Genomic DNA, 20,914 nt, shown 5'->3' with positions numbered 1-20,914 from the left:
GGCCGGAAACGAGCGCCGATGCGGAACCACTCTTGTACGAGAAAGAGGGCGCTCGCTGTTCCGGCGGATATGAAAAGGAAGCAATCAGGCAGTGCGAAACCGATGGAAAGCCCGTGCGGTCACGTGACCGCACGGGCGGGAACGACGGGCTCCAACGGAGGAGAATCAGGCGGCCAGCAACGGCTCGCATTTCTTGACGGCGTCACGGGATATACCGAAGCCGAGCGCGCACCCGACGGCGGTCCCCGTGGGCATGAGCGTGCCGTTGAAGCACTTCTGCAAAACTTTCTTGGCGATCTTCCCGTCGACACCCTGCTTCTCGAGGCAGGCCACGAAATAGTCGTCGGTCGCGGCTTCGAAGACTGCCACAGGAGACCCGTTCTTCCAGGTCGACACGAGCAGTGCGGACGAATCACCGATCGGACTGACGCGCTTTTCGGAATAACCAAGGATCGCGGCGTCGTCGCCGACCGCCACCTTCACCACCGACCTACTTTGTCCTGCGCCCGAGGATGGGATGGTCACGAGGTGGAATCCCGACTCGGATGCCACATTCATCTCTCGCAGATCGAGGGCGCCGACATCGCCGTGCAGCGCGAGAGAACCGGATGCGATCGCGTGCGTGACCGCCAGCTTCGCGTCCGACACGCGTGCCGCAGATTCGACAGAGCCTGCGTACGCGGCCCCCGCGCCGACCGATCCGAAGCAGACGACCAACGCGGCGAATCCACTCACCGCTGTACAAAACTTCCGGAGCAGCACTTCGAACCCCTTCACTCGAAGGGGGGCAGATTTCGATCGGAAGCGACGCAAGATGGAAATTGTCGCCGACACGGAATCGACGAGACACATCCCTGATCACTAGTCCGAGTTCGGAAGAATCCCCCGCCCCCACCAATTTTCAAGATCATCATAGAGGACCGCTGCCAAATCGTCAATCACGGCAGTAATACCGATCGCGAACCTTCGAGGCGAAAACCTCTGTCACACAGTCGCCCATCTCCGCTGCTGAGCCCCGCTATTCCGACCTGGCTGAAGCAGCGGGCGCGCACTTACGGGAAGAGTTTGATCGGGTTCACGATATCGGCCGCCAATGTCAGCAGCATGTACGCACCGCCCATCACCACGAACACATATGTGATCGGCAGCAACTTCAGGTAATCGACCGGAGCTCCTGGTGGAAGCCTGCGGGCGCCCCGCACGGCATTGCGGATCCGTTCGTAGAGCACCACCGCGATGTGGCCGCCGTCGAGCGGCAGCAGCGGCAACACGTTGAAAGCGCCGAGGAAGAAGTTCAGGCTGGCCAGCATCATCACGAACACTTGCCACAGACCCGCGCGGGCGCTCTCGCCGCCGATACGGCTGGCTCCATAGACACTGACCGGAGTATTCGGGTCACGGTCCCCCCCGGTGACCGCCTCCCACAGGTCCGCAACCTTCGCCGGCATCTGGATCAGGGATCTGAAGACCTCTACCCCGAGATCTCCGGTGAACGCGGCAGAGGCGGGTATCGCCGACAGAAGGTTGTACTTCACGGGCCCATAAGAATCCTGGCCCACCCCGATCGCGCTGACTTCGCGTCCAGGACCACCATCGTCCGGGTAACGCATCACGCGTTGCGGCGTCACCGGAATCACCAGCGTGCGGCCACCGCGTTCGACGGTGTACGTGATGGTACCCACCGCCTTCTGCGTCTCGACCACGAACTGCTGCCACGTCTTGACCGGAACATCATTGACTTTGGTGACCACGTCGCCGCGCTGCAGACCGGCTTGCTGCGCCGGGCCCGAGCCGGCGCAGTCCTGCTCGATTCCACCGGGAAGCTCGCTCTGAACGCAGTCCATGGCGCCCAGCGCGGTAGGCGCCGGCTGTTCGAGACTCGGCAAGCCCCAACCGACGGCGAGCACTACGACCAGGACGAAGCCGAGCACGAAATTCATCGCGATGCCACCGGACATGACGAGCAGACGCTTCCAGGTGGCCTGGCGGTACATGGCGCGGTCGAGCTCCTCCGGACGCAGATCATCGAGCGCCGTCATACCCGCGATGTCGCAGAAGCCGCCGAGTGGAAGCGCCTTGAGCCCGTACTCCGTCTCGCCTCGGCGAAATGAGAAGACCTTCGGTCCGAAGCCGATGAAGTACCGGCGCACTTTCATTCCGGTCGCCTGGGCGGCCCACATGTGTCCACATTCGTGCAGCGCCACCGACAGTGTGATGCCGAGAGCGAACAGCACAAATCCCAACGCGAACACCATCTGCTCTACGACCCTCCTGCGTTGACGCAGCTCGAATATCCCGCACGCACGCGTCCGCTCCTGGCCGCGAGCACTCTGTTCACCCTAACCGGACAAAGTCCTGTCCTGTGTGTTCAGTGTGCCAGCACGCCGTCGATGCGCGCGTCCGATCCGGCGCCGAAGGGTTTCAGCCGCGAATACGGGCGGCCGCGAACTCCCGCGCCCAGGTGTCCGCGGCGAGGACCTCGTCGAGCGTCTCCGGCTCCGCGCGCCACTGCTGCGCCGCCTCCACCGCGGCGGCCACCGTGCCGACGATCTGCGGGAAACGGAGGGCGCCGTCCAGGAAAGCCTGCACCGCGACCTCGTTGGCGGCGTTGTAGACGGCGGTGACGCTGCCACCGGCCTGGCCCGCCGCGCGCGCCAGCTCTACCGCGGGGAAGACATCGTTGTCGACCGGCTCGAACGTCCAAGTGGACGCGGTGCCGAAATCGCAGGCCGCGGCCGCGCCAGGCACCCGGTCCGGCCAGCCGAGCGCCAGCGCGATGGGCAGCTTCATATCCGGCGGGCTGGCCTGCGCGAGCGTGGACCCGTCGGTGAAGGTGACCATCGAGTGCACGATCGATTGGGGGTGCACGGTGACGTCGATGCGGTCGTAGGGAATCCCGAACAGCAGGTGCGTCTCGATCAGCTCGAGCCCCTTGTTCACCAGCGAGGCCGAGTTCAGGGTGTTCATCAAGCCCATCGACCAGGTGGGATGCGCCTTGGCCTCAGCGGGCTCGACCGAATCGAGCATCTCGGTGGTCCAACCGCGGAACGGCCCGCCGGAAGCGGTCAGCACCAGCCGGTCCACCTCGTCGGCACGACCTCCGCGTAGGCACTGCGCCAGCGCGGAGTGCTCCGAGTCGACCGGGACGATTTGGCCGGGAGCGGCGGCGCTGGTCACCAGCGAACCGCCCGCGACCAGCGATTCCTTGTTGGCCAGGGCGAGTCGGGTGCCCGACTGGAGGGTGGCCAGGGTCGGCTCCAGTCCGAGCGAACCGACCAGCGCGTTCAGCACGACGTCCGCCTCGGTACGGCGCACCAGCTCGGTCACGGCGCCCGGGCCGCCCAGCGGCAGGTCCAGCCGCTGGGCCGCGGCCGGATCGGCGACGGCCACATTGCGTGTGCCCGTGGCGGCCATCTGGGCGGCGAGCAACTCGGTGTTGCCGCCGCGCGCGGCGAGTCCGACCACCTCGAAGCGGTCGGGATTGGCGGCGATCACCTCGAGCGCCTGAGTGCCAATGGATCCGGTGCTGCCCAGCAGCAGGACTCTCACGATGTCGGACACGACTTCATTGTGTCCTACCGCCGCAGCGCGTTCGACCGGCGCGGGCCGACTTACAACGACGCACCGTCGTATGTCACGATATGCGGCAGTAGCTCATCGAATGCGTACCGGAATCACGGTGCGAGTAACAGCTAAGGAGCGATCGTGGCCGCCACGGAACTCGAACACGTCGACACCGAGCGCGTCGTCACTCGCGTGGATCCAGCCGAAGTTCCCTCCGCTGCCTGGGGCTGGAGCGGCGAGTCGCGTCGCACTTTCCGGATCGCGGGCTGGATCGTCGCGCTGATCCTGCTGGCCATGCTGGTCGGCAACCACAGCGGCAAGATCGAGGACATCTTCCTGGTGGGCTTCGCCGTCCTGATCGCGGGCATCCTGATCCGCGACTCGCTGCTGCAGCGCAAGCCGCGCTGACCGAAACGCTTTCTCGCACAATTCCATTCGTCCTGTACCGCAGGCCACGGCCCGGTACCGTGTGCGTCCGAGGTCCGCGTCCCAGCCGGGTCGCGGACCTCGGTTCCTGTCCGCACGACTATTAGGACGCAATGATCAAGACCTTCTCGGCTGCCCTGCTCGCCGCGAGCGCGTTCGGCTCGCTGCTGTTGTTGCCCGCCGCGCCCGCGCACGCCCAGTCACCGGCGTGCGGCGCGGCCATCGACGCGATCAACGCCGCTATCGACGAGTCGGGCGGGAATCTGGACCCGACCGTGCAGCAGTCCCTCGCCGCCAAGCTCTCGGCCATCCAGGCCGACGGCCCGGAGAAGGACGCCATCGCCGCCTATGCCCACGCCCTCACCGACGAGAAGGTGACGAGCATGGACGCCGCGACCGACGAACTGAACCGAGTTTGCAAGAACTGATCGACGGGCGGCGCGGACCCGGCCGGGTACGCGCCGCCGCCGGATGGACGGCTAGCGTCCGCGACGCCGGGAGGGCTTCTTCTTGACCGGAGCCGGTCGACCACCCTTCTTCTCGGCCGGAGACTTCTTCCGCGACTCGTCCTTGCCGGTTCGGACCGGGCTGCGGGAGCTGCGCTCGGAACGGCCACGGACGACGCCGATGAACTCCTCGACCAGATCGGTGGTGCGGCCGGCGGGCCAGGCCAGCGCGATTTCCGTATCGGCGACGCCGAGCATCGGACGGTAGACGAGGTCGCGGCGATGATGCAGGCGAGCCAGCGAGTGCGGCACGATCGCCGCGCCACCGGCCGCGGCGACGAGTTCCAGTGCGCCGCCGACCGCGTCGACGTCCGAGGTGTCCTGGAGGCGCTCGTCGGCCAGGTCGGTCATGCGCACCTCGTCGAATACCGACAGCGGGTGTTCCTTCTGCACCACCACGACCGGCACCTCCCGGTACAGCGGGATCGCGCTCATTCCTTCGCGGTCGATCGGGAGCCGGACGAAGCACATGTCCACGCTCCCCCCGCGCACAGCCGCTTCCTGCTCCGCCTGCGCCAGCGCGCTCACCTCGAGCGGGATGTCCGGGAACCGCTCCCCCCAGATCCGCGTCCATTTGGACACCGTGACGCCCGGCACGAAACCTACCCGCAGGACGGCCGCAGCATCCGGTTCGGGCCGCTGCGCAGCCGACTCGGCCCGCGCGATGATCTCGCGCGCCTGCTCCAGTACCTGCCGCCCGTCGTCGGTGAGCTGGGTCGGTTGCGCACCGGGCACGAAGAGCTTCGTCCCGAGTTCGTTTTCCAAATCGATGACGGTATGGCTCAGCTTCTGCCGCGAGATGTGCAGTGATTTCGCCGCGCGCGCGAAGTGCAACTCCTGCGCGACCGCGACGAACCAGCGCAGGCGCACCACATCGATCGACTCCAACCGGCTCATTCGTGGAAGCGTATGCCACCAGCAGAAGTGAGCCCTTCGCGCCGCCGGATAGATGGCTGCCCAGCTCGTGTCCCGCGCACACGGCGAACGCCCGTCGAGCGGTCGCCGCGTGGTCCGAGGCGGGGCTGCGGACGGGTCCCTCCTGCCGTGCCCGCTAGGCTGTGCCGGTGAGCCCGGACAAGAAACCGCAGACGATGAAGCCGCTGACCGCGGCCGACAAACTCGGCATCTATCTTCCGGCCGCGCCCGAGGAGTTCCGCAACGCGCCGATCTCTCGCGCTCAGCTGGACGCGCTGCGCAACGATCCCCCCGACTGGCTCACCGAATTGCGCCGCACCGGCCCCTTCCCCCGCGACGTGGTGGCCCGCAAACTCGGCGTCTCCAACACCGGCTTGACCCGGGCCGGGGTCTCCGACCACCTCACCGCCGAGGAGATCGACGCCCTGCTCGCCGACCCGCCGGAGTGGCTCGTACACGAGCGCGAGAACTACGCGGCGGTCCGGGCGGAGAACGCGCGCATCAAGGCGAAAGAAGCCGAACGCCGCGCCGCCACCAACCGCCCGGCGAAGAACCGCGGCTAGCGCGCCGGCCGTCGGGGGAAGTTCCCGTCCGGACAACGCGGGATTCGCAGCGGATTCCGCGACACGACATCCGGGACGGTCATTTGCCCGGCGGATCGGGGTGTCTCAGTTCTCCGCCGCCAATTGCCCGCACGCCGCGGCGATCTCCTGGCCGCGGGTATCGCGGACCGTGCAGGGCACGCCCTGTGCGTTGACGCGGCGGACGAACTCCTGCTCGACCGGCTTCGGGCTGGCGTCCCACTTGCTGCCCGGTGTCGGGTTGAGCGGAATGACGTTGACGTGCACGCGGGACCCGAGCGCCTTGTGCAGTTTCTCGCCAAGCAGGTCCGCACGCCACGGGTGATCGTTGATATCGCGGATGAGCGCGTATTCGACCGAGACCCGGCGGCCCGTCTTGTCGGCGTAGTAGCGGGCTGCCTCGAGCACCTCGGCGACCGGCCAGCGATTGTTGACCGGTACCAGAGTGTCGCGCAGTTCGTCGTCGGGCGTGTGCAGGGAGACCGCGAGCGTGACCGACAATCCCTCGTCGGCCAATTTGCGAATGGCCGGAGCCAATCCCACAGTCGACACCACGACGTTGCGCTGGGAGATACCCAGACCGTCCGGTGCGGGCGAGGTGATCCGGCGCACCGCGGCGACCACCCGCTTGTAGTTGGCCAGCGGCTCCCCCATGCCCATGAAGACGATGTTGGACAGCCTGCCCGGCCCGCCCGCCACCTCTCCGTCCCGCAGCGCCGCGGCGGCGGCACGCACCTGGTCGACGATTTCGGCGGTCGACAGATTGCGGTTCAGCCCGCCCTGACCGGTCGCGCAGAACGGGCACGCCATGCCGCAACCGGCTTGGCTGGAGATGCACAGGGTCGCGCGGTCGGGATAGCGCATCAAGACGCTCTCCAGCAGTGTGCCGTCGCCCGCGCGCCACAAGGTCTTGCGGGTCTCCCCGTCGTCGCACGCGACGTGCTTGACCACACTCAGCAGCGGCGGGAACAGCGCCTCGCCGATCTTCTCCCGGACCGCGGCGGGCAGATCGGTCATCTGTGCCGGATCGGCCTGCAAACGCGCGTAGTACTGGCGGGCGATCTGATCGGCGCGGAACTTCGGCAGGCCCAGTTCCTCGACGGCCGCGCGCCTGGCCTCGGCATCGAGGTCGGCGAGATGGCGCGGTGGCATGCCACGGCGCGGTGCGTCGAAAACCAAGGGCAAGGAGACGGTCATAGTTGGTCCATTCTCCCATCCGCCGGAAATTCCTTGGCACCCGACCACACGCGGGCGGCCCGACATGCCCGGTTCGTCGCTTGGAAATACCTGCGGCCGTCATAGCCGTCGGCCATGATCGAGAGATGTCCACGCATCCCCCCGAACACCCGCCGGAGCCGGACCCGGACCTGTCGCAGCGCAAGCGCACAACGCCCCCTAGCGCCCCACCCCTCCTACCGGCCAAGAAGTCGCTGGCCTCGCGTACCGGTTACGCCTGGACCGGGCTCGTCGCCGGTGTCTTGATCCTGGTCCTGTTGCTGATCTTCATCGTGCAGAACCTCGAACAGGTCCAAGTGCATTTCTTCTTCTGGGACTTCTCGCTGCCGCTCGGCGTCACGGTGCTGCTGTCGGTGATCGGCGGCGCGCTCGTCATGGCCTCGGTGGGCGGCGTGCGCATCCTGCAGCTGCGTCGCGCGGCCAAGAAGGGCTGACGCGCCGGATCACAGCAGCGTGGACAGCACCAACCAGGAGACGAACGCCGAGGGAAGCATGGAGTCGAGACGGTCCATGATGCCCCCGTGACCCGGCAGCAGCGTACCCATGTCCTTGATGCCGAGTTCGCGCTTGATCTGCGATTCGATCAGATCGCCGCAGGTGGCCACCAGCACCAGGCCGACGCCGAGCACGACGCCGATCATCGAGTTGGCCTCCAGCAGCAGCGTCACCGTGAGCAGGCCGCCGATCACGCTGAACACCAGCGAGCCTGCGAAACCCTCCCACGACTTCTTCGGGCTGATCGAGGGCACCATCGGATGCTTGCCGAACAGCACACCTGCCACGTATCCGCCGACGTCGGAGCAGACGACCAGGATCATGAAGGTCAGCACCCGCAGGTTGCCGTCCGGCTCCAGCAGCAGCAGCGTCGCGAACGAGGCGAGCAGGGGAATCCAGGCCAGCACGAACACTGTGATGGCGGTGTCGCGCAGGAAGTTTCGCGGCGCGGTCTGTAAACCGTGGTCGAACAGCCGCCACACCATGCAGATCAGCGTGGTGGCGGCGAACGCGCCCGCGACGCCGCTGGCGCCGTACGGCCAGCCGAGCCAGAACACCGCTTGGCCGCCCGCGATCAGCGGAACGCGCGGGACCAGCACGTCGGCTTCGCGCAGCCGCTTGGCGACTTCCCAGGTGGCCACGCCGACCCCGGCCGCCGCGACGCCGATGAACACCTTCGGCACGAACAGCAGGATCGCGATCAGCGAAAGGCCCAGACCGAAGCCGACGGTGAGCGCGGCGGGCAGGTTGCGACCCGCGCGCGAACCGCTCGACGCGGGCGCGGTGTGGCCCGCCGCGGGATCGGGAGCCGACGCCGCGGGGGCGCCTAACGGTTCATGACCGGACCCAGGAGCATCGTGCGCGCGCTGCTGCATCGCATCGGCTGTCCCGTTCACCGGCGGCTCCTCTGCCGCACCGGTCGCGGCGGCGTTCTCGGCCACGATTGTCCCGTCGCTCAACTCGTCGTTCCGTTCGTCCCCCGCCCGGGCGGGCCTTGCGCTGACTCGGCGGCACTCACGGTGACGCGGGGCCTCCTCCGTGCCCCCGCCACGCCTACCGGCCGATCCGCGTCAGACCTCGAGCAGTTCGGCTTCCTTGTGCTTGACCAGTTCATCGATCTGGCCGACATACTTGGCGGTGGTCTTGTCGAGCTCCTTCTCGGCGCGCCCGACCTCGTCCTCGCCCGCCTCGCCATCTTTCTGGATGCGCGACAGTTCGTCCATCGCCTTGCGACGGACATTGCGGATGGCGACCTTGGCGTCCTCGCCTTTGCCCCGCGCCTGCTTGGCGAGTTCGCGGCGGCGCTCCTCGGTCAGCTGCGGCACGCTGATCCGGATGATGTCGCCGTTGTTCGTGGGATTGACACCGAGATCCGAGTTACGGATCGCGGTCTCGATCGCCCCGAGCTGGCCTGCCTCGTAGGGCTTGATCACGACCATGCGCGGCTCCGGCACCGTGATGCTGGACATCTGGGTGATCGGGGTCGGCGACCCGTAATAGTCGACTACGACCCGGGAGAACATGCCCGGGTTCGCGCGACCGGTACGAATGGTTCCGAGATCGTCCTTCGCTACCGAGACGGCCTTCTCCATCTTCTCCTCGGCGTCGAAGAGCGCTTCTTCTATCACGACCGTTTCCTCCACAGCGTCGTCATGTCATGATCCGCGGTCCGCGGGTATCAGGACCGAACCAGTGTGCCGATCTTCTCACCGGCGACCGCGCGGGCGATATTGCCCTTGGTCAACAAATTGAACACCAGAATCGGCATCTGGTTGTCCATGCACAAGCTGAAGGCGGTCGCGTCCGCGACCTTGAGGTCGCGCTCGATGACCTCTTTGTGCGTGATCTCGGAGTACATGGTCGCGGTCTCGTCGACGCGCGGGTCGGCGGTGAAGACCCCGTCGACCGCCTTGGCCATCAACACCACGTCCGCGCCGATCTCCAGCGCGCGCTGGGCGGCGGTGGTGTCGGTGGAGAAGTACGGCATGCCCATGCCCGCTCCGAAGATGACCACACGGCCCTTCTCCAGGTGCCGCTTGGCACGCAGCGGCAGGTAGGGCTCGGCGACCTGGCCCATGGTGATCGCGGTCTGCACCCGGGTGTCGACACCCTGCTGCTGCAGGAAGTCTTGCAGCGCAAGGCTGTTCATGACGGTGCCGAGCATGCCCATGTAGTCCGAACGGGCGCGTTCCATGCCGCGCTCCTCGAGTTCGGCGCCGCGGAAGAAATTCCCGCCGCCGATCACCACGGCCACCTGGACGCCGGTGGCGACCACCTCGGCGATCTGCTCGGCCACCGTCTGCACCACGTCCGGGTCCAACCCGACCTTCCCGCCGCCGAACATCTCCCCGCCGAGTTTCAGCAGTACCCGGCGATATCCTGGGCGATCGGTCCCCGGGTCCGTCATGGGTCTCCAGTCTCCTTCGGCGAGGGATTGTCGTTCTTCCGGCGATTCGTTGCTCATGGCGAGCGCCTGTGACGTAGAGCAAGGCAGAGCGAGATCCATCCTGCCTTATTCGGTTGGAGCGGCAGCAGAAGGCCCCCCGTCAACCGGTGTTCGTTCGGTCGGCGGGGGGCCTACACGCTGGGGGTGCGGCGAGACTCAGTTCGCGCCGACCTCGAAGCGGGCGAAGCGGGTGACGGTGACACCGGCCTCGTCCAGCAGCGCCTTGACGGTCTTCTTCGAATCGGTGACCGACGGCTGCTCGAGCAGCACGACGTCCTTGAAGAAGCCGTTGACCCGGCCCTCGGTGATCTTCGGCAGCGCGGCTTCGGGCTTGCCCTCCTCGCGAGCGGTCTGCTCGGCGATGCGGCGCTCGTTCTCCACGATGTCGGCCGGAACCTCGTCGCGGGTGACATACTTCGCCTTGAGCGCGGCGACCTGCATGGCGGCGGCGCGAGCGGCCTCGGCCGCGGCGTCGCCCTCACCGGTGTACTCGACCAGCACGCCGACGGCGGGCGGCAGGTCCGAAGCACGCTTGTGCAGGTAGGTGGCGACCGGGCCGTTCAGCGAGATGACGCGGCGCAGCTCGAGCTTCTCGCCGATCTTCGCGGCGAGCGCCTGCACCGCCTCGTCGACGGTCTTGCCGCCCAGGTCCAGTGCCTTCAGCGTCTCCAGGTCGCCCGGCTTCGCGGCCGCCGCCGCGGCGACGACCTGCTCGGCCAGCTGCTGGAACTCCGCGTTCTTCGCGACGAAGTCGGTCTCGGAGTTGATCTCGACCATGACGCCGTCCTTGGCGGCGACCAGGCCTTCGGCGGTGGTCCGCTCGGCACGCTTGCCGACGTCCTTGGCGCCCTTGATGCGCAGCAGTTCGACGGCCTTGTCGAAGTCACCGTCGGTCTCGGCCAGCGCGTTCTTGCAGTCCATCATCCCGGAGCCGGTCAGCTCCCGGAGCCGCTTCACATCGGCAGCGGTGTAGTTCGCCATTCTCGGCGAGCCTCCTTCGGAGAAGTGTGGGTGTTGGCAGCGGCGCTCACGATGGCACTCGGCCGTGAACGCCGGCGAAACTGTGCCCATCCGCGGCGTTCGCGGGCCCCCTACGCGGGCTGGTGCCTCCGGGAGCGTCGCTCACGCCGCGGTGGTGGCGGGTCTCAGGCCTCGGCCGAGGTCTCGGCAGTCTCGGCGCCGGGGGCGGCCTGCGCGAGCAGCTCCTGCTCCCACTCGGCCAGCGGCTCGCCCGCGCCCGCCTCCGGCTTCTCGTCGCCCGAGGCCACGCCCGCGCGCGCCTGCACACCCTCGGCCACCGCGGAGGCGACGACCTTGGTCAGCAGGGCGGCGGAGCGGATCGCGTCGTCGTTGCCCGGGATCGGGTAGTCGACCAGGTCGGGGTCGCAGTTGGTGTCCAGGATCGCGATGACCGGGATGTTCAACTTGCGCGCCTCGCCGACGGCGATGTGCTCCTTGTTGGTGTCGACGACCCAGATGGCCGAAGGCACCTTCTGCATGTCGCGGATACCGCCGAGGGTGCGCTCCAGCTTGTTCATCTCACGCGTCAGCATGAGGATTTCCTTCTTGGTGCGACCCTCGAAGCCACCGGTCTGCTCCATGGCCTCGAGCTCCTTGAGGCGCTGCAGACGCTTGTGCACGGTGGAGAAGTTGGTGAGCATGCCACCCAGCCAGCGCTGGTTGACGTAGGGCATCCCGACGCGAGTCGCCTCGGCCGCGATCGATTCCTGGGCCTGCTTCTTGGTACCGACGAAGAGGACGGTGCCACCGTGGGCGACGGTCTCCTTGACGAACTCGTAGGCCTTGTCGATGTAGGTCAGCGTCTGCTGCAGGTCGATGATGTAGATGCCGTTGCGGTCGGTGAAGATGAACCGCTTCATCTTCGGGTTCCAGCGCCGGGTCTGGTGTCCGAAGTGCGCGCCGCTGTCGAGCAGCTGCTTCATGGTTACGACAGCCATAGCTCCCGTATCTCTCTTTCGTTTGCCGGTTGACGCAGCGAATCGGTGATCCGCTGCCCTGGCGCCGCCGAATCGTCGGACCCGACCACGAAGGTGGGGACCAGCCGGCGATTCCCTGTTCCGAACACGCTGCCGCGAACCCAGATGTATCGAGTTCGATTCGAACAGCGCCGCTATGAACAAGCACGGGTGGCGCGCGAAGTCGGTCCATGCAGGCACGGACCGCTCGATCAGTTTACGGCCTTCCGGCACGCAGATCTAAATCGGTCCGAGCCGAAAGCTGTGACCAGGGAAAACAGCGGCTTTTCACAGGCGCGGGAGTTATCCCCATTCCGTAAATGGAGCCCTCGGCGACGCCGGAACCCCGGAAGGCTGGAGCCATGAAACCGATCTCCACCGCAACCACTTTCCTGGTACCGCTCTTCTTCGTGCTCGGCGTCGTGACCGCACCGCCGAGCGGAGCCCGTACGCCTGCCGAGCGACCCGTGCCGGGGGCGTGCACGGGATCGGTCTGCCTGCCGTCTCTGTCCGGCTTGCTGCGCCGCACGCCGCTTCCGTTCCGGCAATCCGGCCTGGATACGGGCGGCGAGCGGAGGTCTTCCGCCTCCACTGATGACCTGTGCGCACCGCCCGCCCCTCTCTGTGGGTCGTAATCGGCCTGCCGACGAGGCCCGAATGGCCAGTCCGAACGCCATGCGACGTGGTCGGCGTCTTTCCTCGGCGCTGGCTCTGGGTATCACCGCGATCGTCGCGACGACACCGGCCGCGACAGCCGGATCCGACGGTCGGTTCGGCTGGCCGCTGCAGCCGCGCCCGGCGGTACTACGGCACTTCGACAAACCAGCGCAGAACTGGCTGCCGGGACATCGCGGGGTCGATCTGGCCGGAGCGGAGGGGCAGACGGTCCTCGCGGCCGGGGACGGGATCATCGTGTACGCCGGAACGGTGGCCGACAAGCCGGTCGTGTCCATCGAGCACCCGGGCGGGCTGCGTACGACCTATGAGCCCGTACGCGCCGAGATTCCCGTGGGAAGGCGGGTCGAACGCGGCACCCGGATCGGCACGCTGGAGTCCGGGCACCCGGGATGCGCGACGACATGTCTGCACTGGGGTGCCCGCGTAGACGGCGGTCGCCGCCGCAACCGTGAGTATCTGGACCCGCTCGGGCTGCTGCGCCTCACTCCCCTGCGGCTCAAACCGGTGCGCTCCTGAATGTGGCGATCCGCGGCTTCGTCGCGGGTCGGCTCAGGTCTTCGGAGCAGCCGGGACAGTAAGGACCGGCGTGTCGGCGATCCACGGTGGCGGGACCGGGCTCGGTGGGGTGAAGATCAGGGCATGGCGGATGGGTTGTCGTCGTTCACGTATTCCGAGGTCGGTGCGACCCGGGATGGACTGCCGGAGGGCTACCACGGGTTGCGGGTGCGGCGGCGTCTCGGCCGGGGACGCGCGCTGTTCGAGCGCGCGGGTGCGGAGATCCTGAGTTACCGCGTGCAAAAGGGCACCGGAATCTTCCGGTCCGCCGATACCCCGACGGCCGAACCCGGCACCGCGATCACCGTGCGGCTCGGATTCGGTCCGTTCGGGATCACCGCCCCGTGTCGCGTGGTGTACGTGCTCGATGAAGCCGACCGGCGGGGTTTCGCCTACGGAACCTTGCCCGGCCACCCGGCGTCCGGCGAGGAATTGTTCGCCGTGGAGTACGACCGCGCCGACGACACGGTGTACGGGCTGATCGTCGCGTTCTCCCGCCCCGCCACCTGGTACACCCGGCTCGGCGGACCTGCGGTGCGGCTGATCCAGCGGTTCGTCGCGGGCCGATACCTCGCGACGTTGCCGACGTCCGATTGAGCACAGCGCCGACGAATCGGTTCACAGCCGAAACTTCTGACCACCGGCAGTGGGCCGGGACGCGGGCGATACTGTTACCGTGACCGGCGAACCCGAGATGGCCGAAAGTCTCCCGGATCTTCCTGTGGAAAGTGACCCGCCCTCGCCCATTTACAGCGAGGCGCTCGACAACCGCGCCGAAATCGAGGAGATCATCGATTCTTCCCGACTGATGGGCGTCGAAGCCCTGTCATTCGATCAAATGATGGCCTACATCACGGCGAAACGCGAATACCAGGCATCAGCCTATGCCGACACAGAAGCCGTCGATCGGGCGCGGCGGGACCACGAGCTACAGGCGGAGTCGCGACGCACCGAGCTGATCAAGGAAGAAGCGGAGGCGAAGAACAAGATCCTGGAGGCTCGCTACCGCGCAGGACTCGCCGCCGCGCTCGTGGCGGGCACGGTCGCCGGTGTCATCTTCGGCATCATCAAAGGCCTGCCCGCCCAAGAACTTACGCAATACCTGGCGCCCGTGTCGGGCCTCGCCGGGATCGTTGTCGGCTACTTCTTCGGCCGGGAGGCCCGATGATCGAGGCGCGAACTAGGGTGTGACGATCGCGAAATCGGGGTCGGGGGCGTCGAAGATGTCCACCAATTCGGCGAGCTTGGTGACATCTCCCTCGATGACGATGTCGCCCGCGGCCGCCGCGACGCCGAAGTCCTCGCCGGCCAGCAACACCCGGATCAGGGTGTTCTTGGCCAGCGTGAAGGTGGTGTCCGGCTCCGGCAGTTTCATGCCCGGCGCGACGTCGAAGTGGGTCAGGCGGCCGTTGCGAAGCTCCAGCCGGTGCGTGCGGTCCTGGTCGGTGAGAATCCAGTCCGTTACGAGCCGGTGGTTCCACGCCTTGGGACCGTCGACGCGCAACGCCAAGGCATCGAAGATCTGGTCGACGGAAAGAGCGGCGACCATGGTGGGCGATTCGGTCTTGGTCGGCGTGCCGAACGAGCCGTAGCGCAACTCGTAGGCTCCGCTGAGATAGAAATTGCGCCAGGTCGCGTTCTCCGCGCCGTAGCCGAGTTGTTCGAAGGTGCTGGCCTGCAACTCCTTCGCGGCGTCGTTGTCGGGGTCGGCGAAAATGACGTAGTCGAGCACCTGCGCCACCCAGCGGTAGTCCCCCGCGTCGTAGGAAGTCCGCGCTTTACGCAGCACTTCCTCCGCGCCGCCCATGAATTCGACATGCCGCCGGGCGGATTCGACCGGCGGATGTTGCCAAAGGTGCGCGGGATTGCCGTCGAACCAGCCCATATACCGCTGGTAGATGGCCTTCACGTTGTGGCTGACCGAACCGTAGTAGCCGCGCGCGTGCCAGGCTTCCTCGATGGCGGGCGGGAGGGTGACCAGTTCGGCGATCTCCGCGCCCACGTACCCCTGGTTCAACAGGCGGACGGTCTGGTCGTGCAGATACCCGTACAGATCCCGTTGCAGCGAGAGGAATTCCACCAGCCGGGCGGTGCCCCAGGTGGGCCAATGGTGCGAGGCGAAGACGACGTCGGAGTCCCGGGCGAACAGGTTGATCGCCTCGGTCAGGTATCTCGCCCAGATGTGGGCGTCGCGCACCAGCGCGCCGCGCAACGTGAGCACGTTGTGCAGGGTGTGGGTCGCGTTCTCCGCCATGCAGAGGGCCCGGCGGTCGGGGAAGTAGAAGTTCATCTCCGCGGGGGCTTCGGTGCCGGGTGTCAGCTGGAAGACCATCCGGATGCCGTCGATCGTCTCCTCTCGACCGGTGGCGGTGATGTCGACGGTCGGCGGGATCAAGGTGACCGTGCCGACCGACGTGGTCTGCCCGAGTCCGGAACCCACCGCGCCCAGCGGTCCGCGCGGCAGCACCGCGCCGTACATGTACCCTGCGCGGCGTGCCATCGCCGTGCCCGCGTAGACGTTCTCGGCCACCGCGTGTTCGAGGAATCCGGCAGGCGCCAGCACCGGACAGCGCCCGTCCTCCACCGCCTCGACGGTGGTGACTCCGGCGGCACCGCCGAAATGGTCTGCGTGCGAATGGGTGTAGATCAGCCCGGTCACCGGGCGGTCGCCGCGATGGGCGCGGTAGAGCGCGAGACCGGCCGCCGCGGTCTCGGCCGAGATGAGCGGATCGATCACGAGGACGCCGGTTTCACCCTCGACCAGCGTCATATTGGAGATGTCGAGACCGCGGATCTGATAGATGCCTTCGGTCACCTCGAACAGCCCTTGCCGCACCGCGAGGCCGGACTGCCGCCAGAGGCTCGGATGGACCGAGACCGGGCAGGATTCCCGCAGGAACGAATAGGAGTCGTTGTCCCACACGACCGTTCCGTCGTCGGAGGTGACCACGCCGGGCTTCAGCGCGGCGATGAAACCGCGCTCGGCGTCGGCCGCATCGGCCGTGTCGGCGAAGGGCAGTGTGGCGGCGGCCCGCCGATGCTCCGCGACGATGAAGTCACTCGGCTCGCTCGCTGTGCTCATTGTCGTCCTCCTGTCGTCTCGACCAACGTTGCTGGACCGCTCCCCCGGTCAGGGAAGCGGATCGAGGGACCCGCCTGCGGCGGCGGCCACCGCGACCACGACCACCGCTGAGGCCGTGGCGGCGATGACGCGACCGCCATGGGCGTAGCGGCCTCCACGCAGGCTCCGGTTGCGCAGATAGCAGGCCCCGGCCAGCGCCGCCATCGCGATCGCGGCGCCGACGGGCGCGACCGCGGCCGCGCGCCAGCCGCTGCCGAGCGCCTGATGCATGAACAGCGTGCCGACAACCATCGCCGACACGGCCGTGCGCCGCCACGCCAGCGCGGTGCGTTCGGCGGACAGATGTGGCGCGCTCATCGCAGCAGCACCGCCACGGCCGCCAGCACGGAGACGATCGCGATGCCCGCCGACAGGATCGGCACCAGCACCGTCTCCGGCAGCGGATCGCCGCGCCGCATGGCCATCCCGACGCGCCGCCAGTGCCCGTACGCACCGACCGCGACGACCGCAGCCAGGACCAGGCAACTCAGCGCGATAGCGCGCCGCAATCCGCCGATCCGGAACGACTGCGCCAGCGTGTGCACGGCGACGCCACCGGCCAGCAGCCCCAGCGCGGTACGCATCCAGGCCAGGAACGTGCGCTCGTTCGCGAGCGTGAAGCGGTAGTCGAGTTCCTCTTCGCCCTCTTCCGATTCGGCTTCCGGGTTCGGCAGCGTCACGCCGCCTCGGTTCGGCTCGGCAGATGCCGCGTCCTCGCGCACGTGCGTCCGGCGGCGCCGGTTCGCCCACTCCGAATGGCGTGGACTCTTCTTGCGCGAAGCGGCGTCCCGGTGCACAGGGTGATGCCGGACTGCACGGTGCTCACGACCAACCACGCTAGTGCGGACCGCCGGAACGCGCGCCGGGCGATCACCAGCCACGGTAACGCGCTGCAGATCGGTTCGCGCGCCGGACGCGGGCTCTCCGAGGACACGCACATCGCCGCAGTATTCGAACGGCAGAGCGCGAGTCGGCACCTTCCGGATTCGGCTGGCAACCTTAATTCGAAGACTGGCGCAGCAGCGCGCGATTCTTCCGACGATCGGCAGGTGCCGCACGATCTGGCCATTTCGCAGCCTTGTTCGGCGACGCGGTTCCGGGCGGCGACGGTCACGGGCACACTCCATACTGAGCGTTCGGCAAACAATCGGCTACGTCAGGCTAACCGCAGCCGCGCCGGACCGTCCACGCTCCTCGCCCGCCGTGACCGGGTGGTTATGCGGCCGAGCGGGGTCAGATCGCGGTCGCGTCTTCGAAGGTCATGGCCAGTCGCGACACCGACGAAGACATCAACGCCCGCCGGGGCAGTCCCAGCGACCGTAGTTCCGCGGCGATCTCGTGGTCGCCCAGGGTCAGCCTCGCCCCGCCGAGGCGCGCTCGCATACCGGAGGGACGCATCTGCCAGCGCGTGCAGCGAGTGACGCCATCGATGTGCGAGTAGGCGTCGAACGAGGACGCGGCGCCGCGGTTCGGGGTCGCGAACCCCGGCCGTACCGTGAGATCCACGATGAGCCGCCCGTCCTGGTGCAGCGCGCCGCTGCGCGTCCGACTGCCGTGGTCGACGACGAAGTCGGCGAGTTCCTTGGGGAAGCCCCAGATACCGCGCCCCGCGGCCAGGGTGAAATCGCCGTCCACGGGCAGCCGGTGAATCAACACCCCTGCACGCCCGGTGACCAGCGCCTTCAGAGTGCCCGGTCCCGATGCCGCGGTGTGGTGGCGCACCATGAAGGAGACGCCGAACTCGTTGTAGGGCCCCAGATCGCCGTCGACGTAGTCGACGAAGACCAGCGTGCACATCGCACGTCCGCCCGGGAGCCGAAGAATCCGCAGACCGGAGTAGTCGATGAGGCGCTGCGCGGGCCCCGCGGACACCAGATAGGTCGCCATGAACGCGCGCGCGAGCCGGATGCGCACCGGCATGCGAACCTCTCGGCCGAGAACGGTGTGCGTGCTCATATCGAAGCCCTTCTGCGCAGCAGCGTCCCGCGTCGTCATGCGACCCCTTCGGACACACGCATAGAACGCGTTTCAACTTATCGGCACAGTACTGCCCTTCGGCTGCTTTTCACTATGCAGAACACGTTTCACGCCCGACCAGCGTCACTCGCGGGAGACTCCCGCCGGGCTTCCGGCATGTTGCGCAGACGGGCTTCGAGGCCGTCGAGGACGCAGAGCAAGCCGAAGTCGAACGCCATCGCCCGTGCGGCCTCCTGACCGGTCGGCACGGTCGCCCGATAGTCCGCGAGCATCTCGGGATAGTCGCCGGCCACTTCCCCCATTACGCGCAGCATGCCGTCGGCATCGATCTCCATACCTTCGGACACTTTGTCCCAGGCGATCTCCGGGATGACCTGGCCGAGGACGAAACACATCACCGTTCCGCCGGCCAGGTAGATGTCCACACCGCGAAAACCGGCTCGCACGAACGCGCGGCGCAGCCGATCGCTCAACCGCAGCGAGTTCGGGCCGATACTGGGCAGTTGCCCGACCAGCGAAGCCATCCAGGGATGCTCCTTGATGGTCGCGCGCAGGCTGTAGGCGAAGGTGTTCAGCAGCTCACGCCAGGAGGTCTGCTCGGGCTCCGGCGTGCGCACCAGACCCCAGAACTCGTCGAGCACCAGCTCGAGCAGTTCGTCCTTGCTGGACACGTGCCAGTAGAGACTGGTCGCACCCGCGCCCAGTTTCGCGCCGAGCTTGCGCATACTCAGCGATTCCAGCCCTTCGGCATCGAGAATCTCGACGGCCGCCGCGATGATCTGCTCGCGGCGCAGCCCGGACGACTTGGGCTGGCGCGGCTGCTTGGTCCATACCGACGCGAACTGCTTGGTCACAACACGATCTTATAATCGCTCGCACACTGTTCGAGTTTCTCGTACGCTGTGCGAGTGGAATCGAACGTTGTACGAGACCCCCGCCGCTGGTGGGTCCTGGGGGTCCTCTGTCTGTCCTTGCTCGTGCTGATGCTCGACAGCACCGTGCTCAATCTCGCGATCCCGTCGCTGATCCGGGAACTCGGCGCCACCCCGTCGGACGTGCAGTGGATTCTGGACGCCTACGTTCTGGTGTTCGCCGGGCTCCTGCTCACCGCGGGCAGTCTGTCCGACCGGTTCGGCAGGCGGCGAGCGCTGATCACCGGACTGGCCGTGTTCGGGGTGGCGTCGCTGGCCGCCGTGCTGGCGACCGAACCGTGGCAGGTCGTGGCGGCCCGCGTCGCGATGGGCGTCGGCGGGTCGCTGCTGATGCCGTCGACCCTGTCGATTCTGATGACCACCTTCGCCGAGGACGAACGACGCACGGCGATGGCGGCGTGGTCGACGGTCTCCATGGTCGGCATCGTCGCCGGACCGACGCTCGGAGGCTTCCTGCTCCAGCACTACTGGTGGGGTTCGGTGTTCCTGCTCAACATCCCGGTGGCGCTGCTGGCGATCGTCGCGGCTGTCGTCCTGATGCCGGAGACCACCGGCGAGCAGCGGCCGATCGACCTGGTCGGCGTCGTCCTGTCCGTCGTGGCGCTGAGCGCGACGGTTTACGTGATCATCGAGCGGGAGTGGAACATCGGCATGATCGTCGCTGCGGTCGGCGCGGCGATCGCCTTCGTCGTCTGGGAGAGCCGGTCGGAGCATCCGATGCTGCCGTTGGCGGTGTTTCGCAGCCGCGATTTCACCGGCACCTGCTTCACCCTGCTGCTGATGGTCTTCGGCATGGGTGCGGTCATGCTGATGCTCACCCAGTACCTCCAGTTCGTCCTCGGCTACGGCCCGATGAAGGCCGGGCTGGCGTTGCTGCCGTACGCCGTGGCCGCGGCGGTCTGCAACGGCCTCGGTGCGACGCTCGGCAAGACGCTGAGCAACAAGACGCTCATCGTGTCGGGCCTGCTCGTCATGGGTGTGGCCTTCGGCATCCTCGCGGCAGGCAGCGGGTATCTGTGGGTGTTGGTCAGCATGCTGGTGATGGGCGTCGGCGGCGGTCTGGCGGGTCCTGCGGCCTATGCGGCCATCATGAGCGCGATCCCGCTGCAGCACGCGGGTGTCGGCTCCGCGATGAACGACACGATCCAGCAGGTGGGCATGGCGATCAGCATCGCCGTCCTCGGCAGTGTGCTGGCCGGCGTGTTCACCTCGCACATGCCCGCCGACGCCCCGGATGCGGCGCGGGAATCCATCGGCGCGGCCTTCCAACTCGGCTACATCGAGCCCGCCAAGGATGCCTTCACCGCCGCCATGTCCACCGGCGCGTGGATCAGCGCCGGCTTCACCATCGCCGCAGCCCTGCTCGGCGCGGTGCTGCTGCGCGCACGGCGGCCGCAAGCTGCCGGGCAACCGGAACCCGCTCCGGTCGCGCAGGGCTGATCGGGCCCGCACAATAGCGATTCCGACGCCTCCGCGGCTCCCCCGGTATGAATGATTCCGACCCCC

23 protein-coding genes are annotated in these 20,914 nt (G+C 67.4%); 8 read left to right on the top strand and 15 right to left on the bottom strand.

What is annotated here, in order from left to right; translation table 11 throughout:
* Window positions 1-165: 165 nt before the first annotated feature.
* From ACWEKR_RS01360 to dxr, 3 genes are all read right to left on the bottom strand, one after another.
* Window positions 166-762 carry a hypothetical protein gene (locus tag ACWEKR_RS01360; RefSeq protein ID WP_452352760.1) on the bottom strand — a complete coding sequence of 199 codons (597 nt, stop codon included), beginning with the start codon at window positions 760-762 and terminating at the stop codon, window positions 166-168.
* A 290-nt stretch (window positions 763-1,052) separates the two neighbouring features.
* Window positions 1,053-2,255 carry a M50 family metallopeptidase gene (locus ACWEKR_RS01355; RefSeq protein WP_159838814.1) on the bottom strand — a complete coding sequence of 401 codons (1,203 nt, stop codon included), beginning with the start codon at window positions 2,253-2,255 and terminating at the stop codon, window positions 1,053-1,055.
* Window positions 2,256-2,421: 166 nt separating this feature from the next.
* On the bottom strand, window positions 2,422-3,561 hold the full coding sequence (dxr, locus tag ACWEKR_RS01350; protein WP_195083883.1) for a 1-deoxy-D-xylulose-5-phosphate reductoisomerase: 1,140 nt from the start codon (window positions 3,559-3,561) through the stop codon (window positions 2,422-2,424).
* A 144-nt stretch (window positions 3,562-3,705) separates the two neighbouring features.
* Here dxr and ACWEKR_RS01345 point away from each other — a divergent pair, with 144 nt between their 5' ends.
* Both ACWEKR_RS01345 and ACWEKR_RS01340 read left to right on the top strand, forming a co-directional pair.
* Entirely contained in the window at window positions 3,706-3,972 is a 267-nt protein-coding gene (locus ACWEKR_RS01345) for a DUF2631 domain-containing protein (protein WP_159838810.1), read from the top strand.
* 131 nt (window positions 3,973-4,103) lie between these two features.
* Window positions 4,104-4,418: a hypothetical protein gene (locus tag ACWEKR_RS01340; RefSeq protein ID WP_452352759.1), complete on the top strand. Its 315-nt coding sequence runs from the start codon at window positions 4,104-4,106 to the stop codon at window positions 4,416-4,418.
* A gap of 51 nt (window positions 4,419-4,469) precedes the next feature.
* On the opposite strand, the gene ACWEKR_RS01335 is transcribed toward ACWEKR_RS01340, so the two are convergent.
* Window positions 4,470-5,393 carry a LysR family transcriptional regulator gene (locus ACWEKR_RS01335; RefSeq protein WP_452352758.1) on the bottom strand — a complete coding sequence of 308 codons (924 nt, stop codon included), beginning with the start codon at window positions 5,391-5,393 and terminating at the stop codon, window positions 4,470-4,472.
* A gap of 167 nt (window positions 5,394-5,560) precedes the next feature.
* On the opposite strand from ACWEKR_RS01335, the gene ACWEKR_RS01330 reads away from it, so the two are divergent.
* Window positions 5,561-5,974: a DUF5997 family protein gene (locus ACWEKR_RS01330; RefSeq protein WP_452352757.1), complete on the top strand. Its 414-nt coding sequence runs from the start codon at window positions 5,561-5,563 to the stop codon at window positions 5,972-5,974.
* 105 nt (window positions 5,975-6,079) lie between these two features.
* Here ACWEKR_RS01330 and rlmN read toward each other — a convergent pair whose 3' ends face one another.
* The gene (gene rlmN, locus ACWEKR_RS01325) at window positions 6,080-7,189 is read right to left on the bottom strand and encodes a 23S rRNA (adenine(2503)-C(2))-methyltransferase RlmN (protein WP_452352756.1); all 1,110 of its coding nucleotides are present in this window, start codon (window positions 7,187-7,189) and stop codon (window positions 6,080-6,082) included.
* Between the two features lie 125 nt (window positions 7,190-7,314).
* Here rlmN and ACWEKR_RS01320 point away from each other — a divergent pair, with 125 nt between their 5' ends.
* Window positions 7,315-7,662 (top strand): LapA family protein, encoded by a 348-nt coding sequence (locus ACWEKR_RS01320; RefSeq protein WP_159838802.1) that lies wholly within the window; start codon window positions 7,315-7,317, stop codon window positions 7,660-7,662.
* 9 nt (window positions 7,663-7,671) lie between these two features.
* On the opposite strand, the gene ACWEKR_RS01315 is transcribed toward ACWEKR_RS01320, so the two are convergent.
* The 5 genes from ACWEKR_RS01315 to rpsB all read right to left on the bottom strand — a co-directional run bounded on the left by ACWEKR_RS01315 (window position 7,672) and on the right by rpsB (window position 12,127).
* Window positions 7,672-8,598, bottom strand: a complete 927-nt coding sequence (locus ACWEKR_RS01315; RefSeq protein ID WP_452353076.1) for a phosphatidate cytidylyltransferase — start codon at window positions 8,596-8,598, stop codon at window positions 7,672-7,674.
* A 195-nt stretch (window positions 8,599-8,793) separates the two neighbouring features.
* Complete coding sequence (frr, locus tag ACWEKR_RS01310; RefSeq protein WP_159838800.1) at window positions 8,794-9,351, bottom strand: ribosome recycling factor; 558 nt, start codon at window positions 9,349-9,351, stop codon at window positions 8,794-8,796.
* 50 nt (window positions 9,352-9,401) lie between these two features.
* The gene (gene pyrH / locus ACWEKR_RS01305; RefSeq protein WP_040780648.1) at window positions 9,402-10,130 is read right to left on the bottom strand and encodes a UMP kinase; all 729 of its coding nucleotides are present in this window, start codon (window positions 10,128-10,130) and stop codon (window positions 9,402-9,404) included.
* A gap of 195 nt (window positions 10,131-10,325) precedes the next feature.
* Window positions 10,326-11,150 carry a translation elongation factor Ts gene (gene tsf, locus ACWEKR_RS01300; RefSeq protein ID WP_159838798.1) on the bottom strand — a complete coding sequence of 275 codons (825 nt, stop codon included), beginning with the start codon at window positions 11,148-11,150 and terminating at the stop codon, window positions 10,326-10,328.
* A 164-nt stretch (window positions 11,151-11,314) separates the two neighbouring features.
* Window positions 11,315-12,127 carry a 30S ribosomal protein S2 gene (rpsB, locus tag ACWEKR_RS01295; protein ID WP_195083889.1) on the bottom strand — a complete coding sequence of 271 codons (813 nt, stop codon included), beginning with the start codon at window positions 12,125-12,127 and terminating at the stop codon, window positions 11,315-11,317.
* Between the two features lie 675 nt (window positions 12,128-12,802).
* Here rpsB and ACWEKR_RS01290 point away from each other — a divergent pair.
* The 3 genes from ACWEKR_RS01290 (at window position 12,803) to ACWEKR_RS01280 (ending at window position 14,546) form a co-directional block, all read left to right on the top strand.
* A complete protein-coding gene (locus tag ACWEKR_RS01290; RefSeq protein ID WP_452352755.1) occupies window positions 12,803-13,339 on the top strand; it encodes a M23 family metallopeptidase in 537 nt (178 codons plus the stop codon).
* A 123-nt stretch (window positions 13,340-13,462) separates the two neighbouring features.
* Window positions 13,463-13,975, top strand: a complete 513-nt coding sequence (locus ACWEKR_RS01285; RefSeq protein ID WP_452352754.1) for a DUF1990 family protein — start codon at window positions 13,463-13,465, stop codon at window positions 13,973-13,975.
* Window positions 13,976-14,054: 79 nt separating this feature from the next.
* The gene (locus tag ACWEKR_RS01280; RefSeq protein ID WP_452352753.1) at window positions 14,055-14,546 is read left to right on the top strand and encodes a hypothetical protein; all 492 of its coding nucleotides are present in this window, start codon (window positions 14,055-14,057) and stop codon (window positions 14,544-14,546) included.
* Between the two features lie 12 nt (window positions 14,547-14,558).
* On the opposite strand, the gene ACWEKR_RS01275 is transcribed toward ACWEKR_RS01280, so the two are convergent.
* The 5 genes from ACWEKR_RS01275 to ACWEKR_RS01255 all read right to left on the bottom strand — a co-directional run bounded on the left by ACWEKR_RS01275 (window position 14,559) and on the right by ACWEKR_RS01255 (window position 19,330).
* A complete protein-coding gene (locus ACWEKR_RS01275; protein WP_452352752.1) occupies window positions 14,559-16,460 on the bottom strand; it encodes an alkyl/aryl-sulfatase in 1,902 nt (633 codons plus the stop codon).
* 48 nt (window positions 16,461-16,508) lie between these two features.
* Complete coding sequence (locus ACWEKR_RS01270) at window positions 16,509-16,817, bottom strand: DUF202 domain-containing protein (protein ID WP_452352751.1); 309 nt, start codon at window positions 16,815-16,817, stop codon at window positions 16,509-16,511.
* The gene (locus tag ACWEKR_RS01265) at window positions 16,814-17,179 is read right to left on the bottom strand and encodes a YidH family protein (protein WP_452352750.1); all 366 of its coding nucleotides are present in this window, start codon (window positions 17,177-17,179) and stop codon (window positions 16,814-16,816) included. The genes ACWEKR_RS01270 and ACWEKR_RS01265 overlap by 4 nt, the downstream gene beginning before the upstream one ends.
* A 553-nt stretch (window positions 17,180-17,732) precedes the next feature.
* Window positions 17,733-18,455, bottom strand: a complete 723-nt coding sequence (locus tag ACWEKR_RS01260) for an acetoacetate decarboxylase family protein (RefSeq protein WP_452353075.1) — start codon at window positions 18,453-18,455, stop codon at window positions 17,733-17,735.
* 128 nt (window positions 18,456-18,583) lie between these two features.
* Window positions 18,584-19,330: a TetR/AcrR family transcriptional regulator gene (locus ACWEKR_RS01255; RefSeq protein ID WP_452352749.1), complete on the bottom strand. Its 747-nt coding sequence runs from the start codon at window positions 19,328-19,330 to the stop codon at window positions 18,584-18,586.
* A 54-nt stretch (window positions 19,331-19,384) separates the two neighbouring features.
* On the opposite strand from ACWEKR_RS01255, the gene ACWEKR_RS01250 reads away from it, so the two are divergent.
* On the top strand, window positions 19,385-20,848 hold the full coding sequence (locus tag ACWEKR_RS01250; protein WP_452352748.1) for an MFS transporter: 1,464 nt from the start codon (window positions 19,385-19,387) through the stop codon (window positions 20,846-20,848).
* Window positions 20,849-20,914 lie beyond the last annotated feature (66 nt).

The sequence above is a fragment of the Nocardia sp. NPDC004573 genome, from assembly GCF_053602135.1.
This window is presented reverse-complemented; position numbering and strand designations above follow the sequence as displayed.

Coding starts and splice junctions, on each gene's coding strand:
- ACWEKR_RS01355 (WP_159838814.1), bottom strand. CDS start 2,255: ATGGTGTTCGCGTTGGGATTTGTGCTGTTCGCTCTCGGCATCACACTG.
- ACWEKR_RS01340 (WP_452352759.1), top strand. CDS start 4,104: ATGATCAAGACCTTCTCGGCTGCCCTGCTCGCCGCGAGCGCGTTCGGC.
- ACWEKR_RS01335 (WP_452352758.1), bottom strand. CDS start 5,393: ATGAGCCGGTTGGAGTCGATCGATGTGGTGCGCCTGCGCTGGTTCGTC.
- rlmN (WP_452352756.1), bottom strand. CDS start 7,189: ATGACCGTCTCCTTGCCCTTGGTTTTCGACGCACCGCGCCGTGGCATG.
- ACWEKR_RS01320 (WP_159838802.1), top strand. CDS start 7,315: ATGTCCACGCATCCCCCCGAACACCCGCCGGAGCCGGACCCGGACCTG.
- ACWEKR_RS01315 (WP_452353076.1), bottom strand. CDS start 8,598: ATGCAGCAGCGCGCGCACGATGCTCCTGGGTCCGGTCATGAACCGTTA.
- pyrH (WP_040780648.1), bottom strand. CDS start 10,130: ATGACGGACCCGGGGACCGATCGCCCAGGATATCGCCGGGTACTGCTG.
- tsf (WP_159838798.1), bottom strand. CDS start 11,150: ATGGCGAACTACACCGCTGCCGATGTGAAGCGGCTCCGGGAGCTGACC.
- rpsB (WP_195083889.1), bottom strand. CDS start 12,127: ATGGCTGTCGTAACCATGAAGCAGCTGCTCGACAGCGGCGCGCACTTC.
- ACWEKR_RS01290 (WP_452352755.1), top strand. CDS start 12,803: ATGGCCAGTCCGAACGCCATGCGACGTGGTCGGCGTCTTTCCTCGGCG.
- ACWEKR_RS01285 (WP_452352754.1), top strand. CDS start 13,463: ATGGCGGATGGGTTGTCGTCGTTCACGTATTCCGAGGTCGGTGCGACC.
- ACWEKR_RS01275 (WP_452352752.1), bottom strand. CDS start 16,460: ATGAGCACAGCGAGCGAGCCGAGTGACTTCATCGTCGCGGAGCATCGG.
- ACWEKR_RS01270 (WP_452352751.1), bottom strand. CDS start 16,817: ATGAGCGCGCCACATCTGTCCGCCGAACGCACCGCGCTGGCGTGGCGG.
- ACWEKR_RS01260 (WP_452353075.1), bottom strand. CDS start 18,455: ATGAGCACGCACACCGTTCTCGGCCGAGAGGTTCGCATGCCGGTGCGC.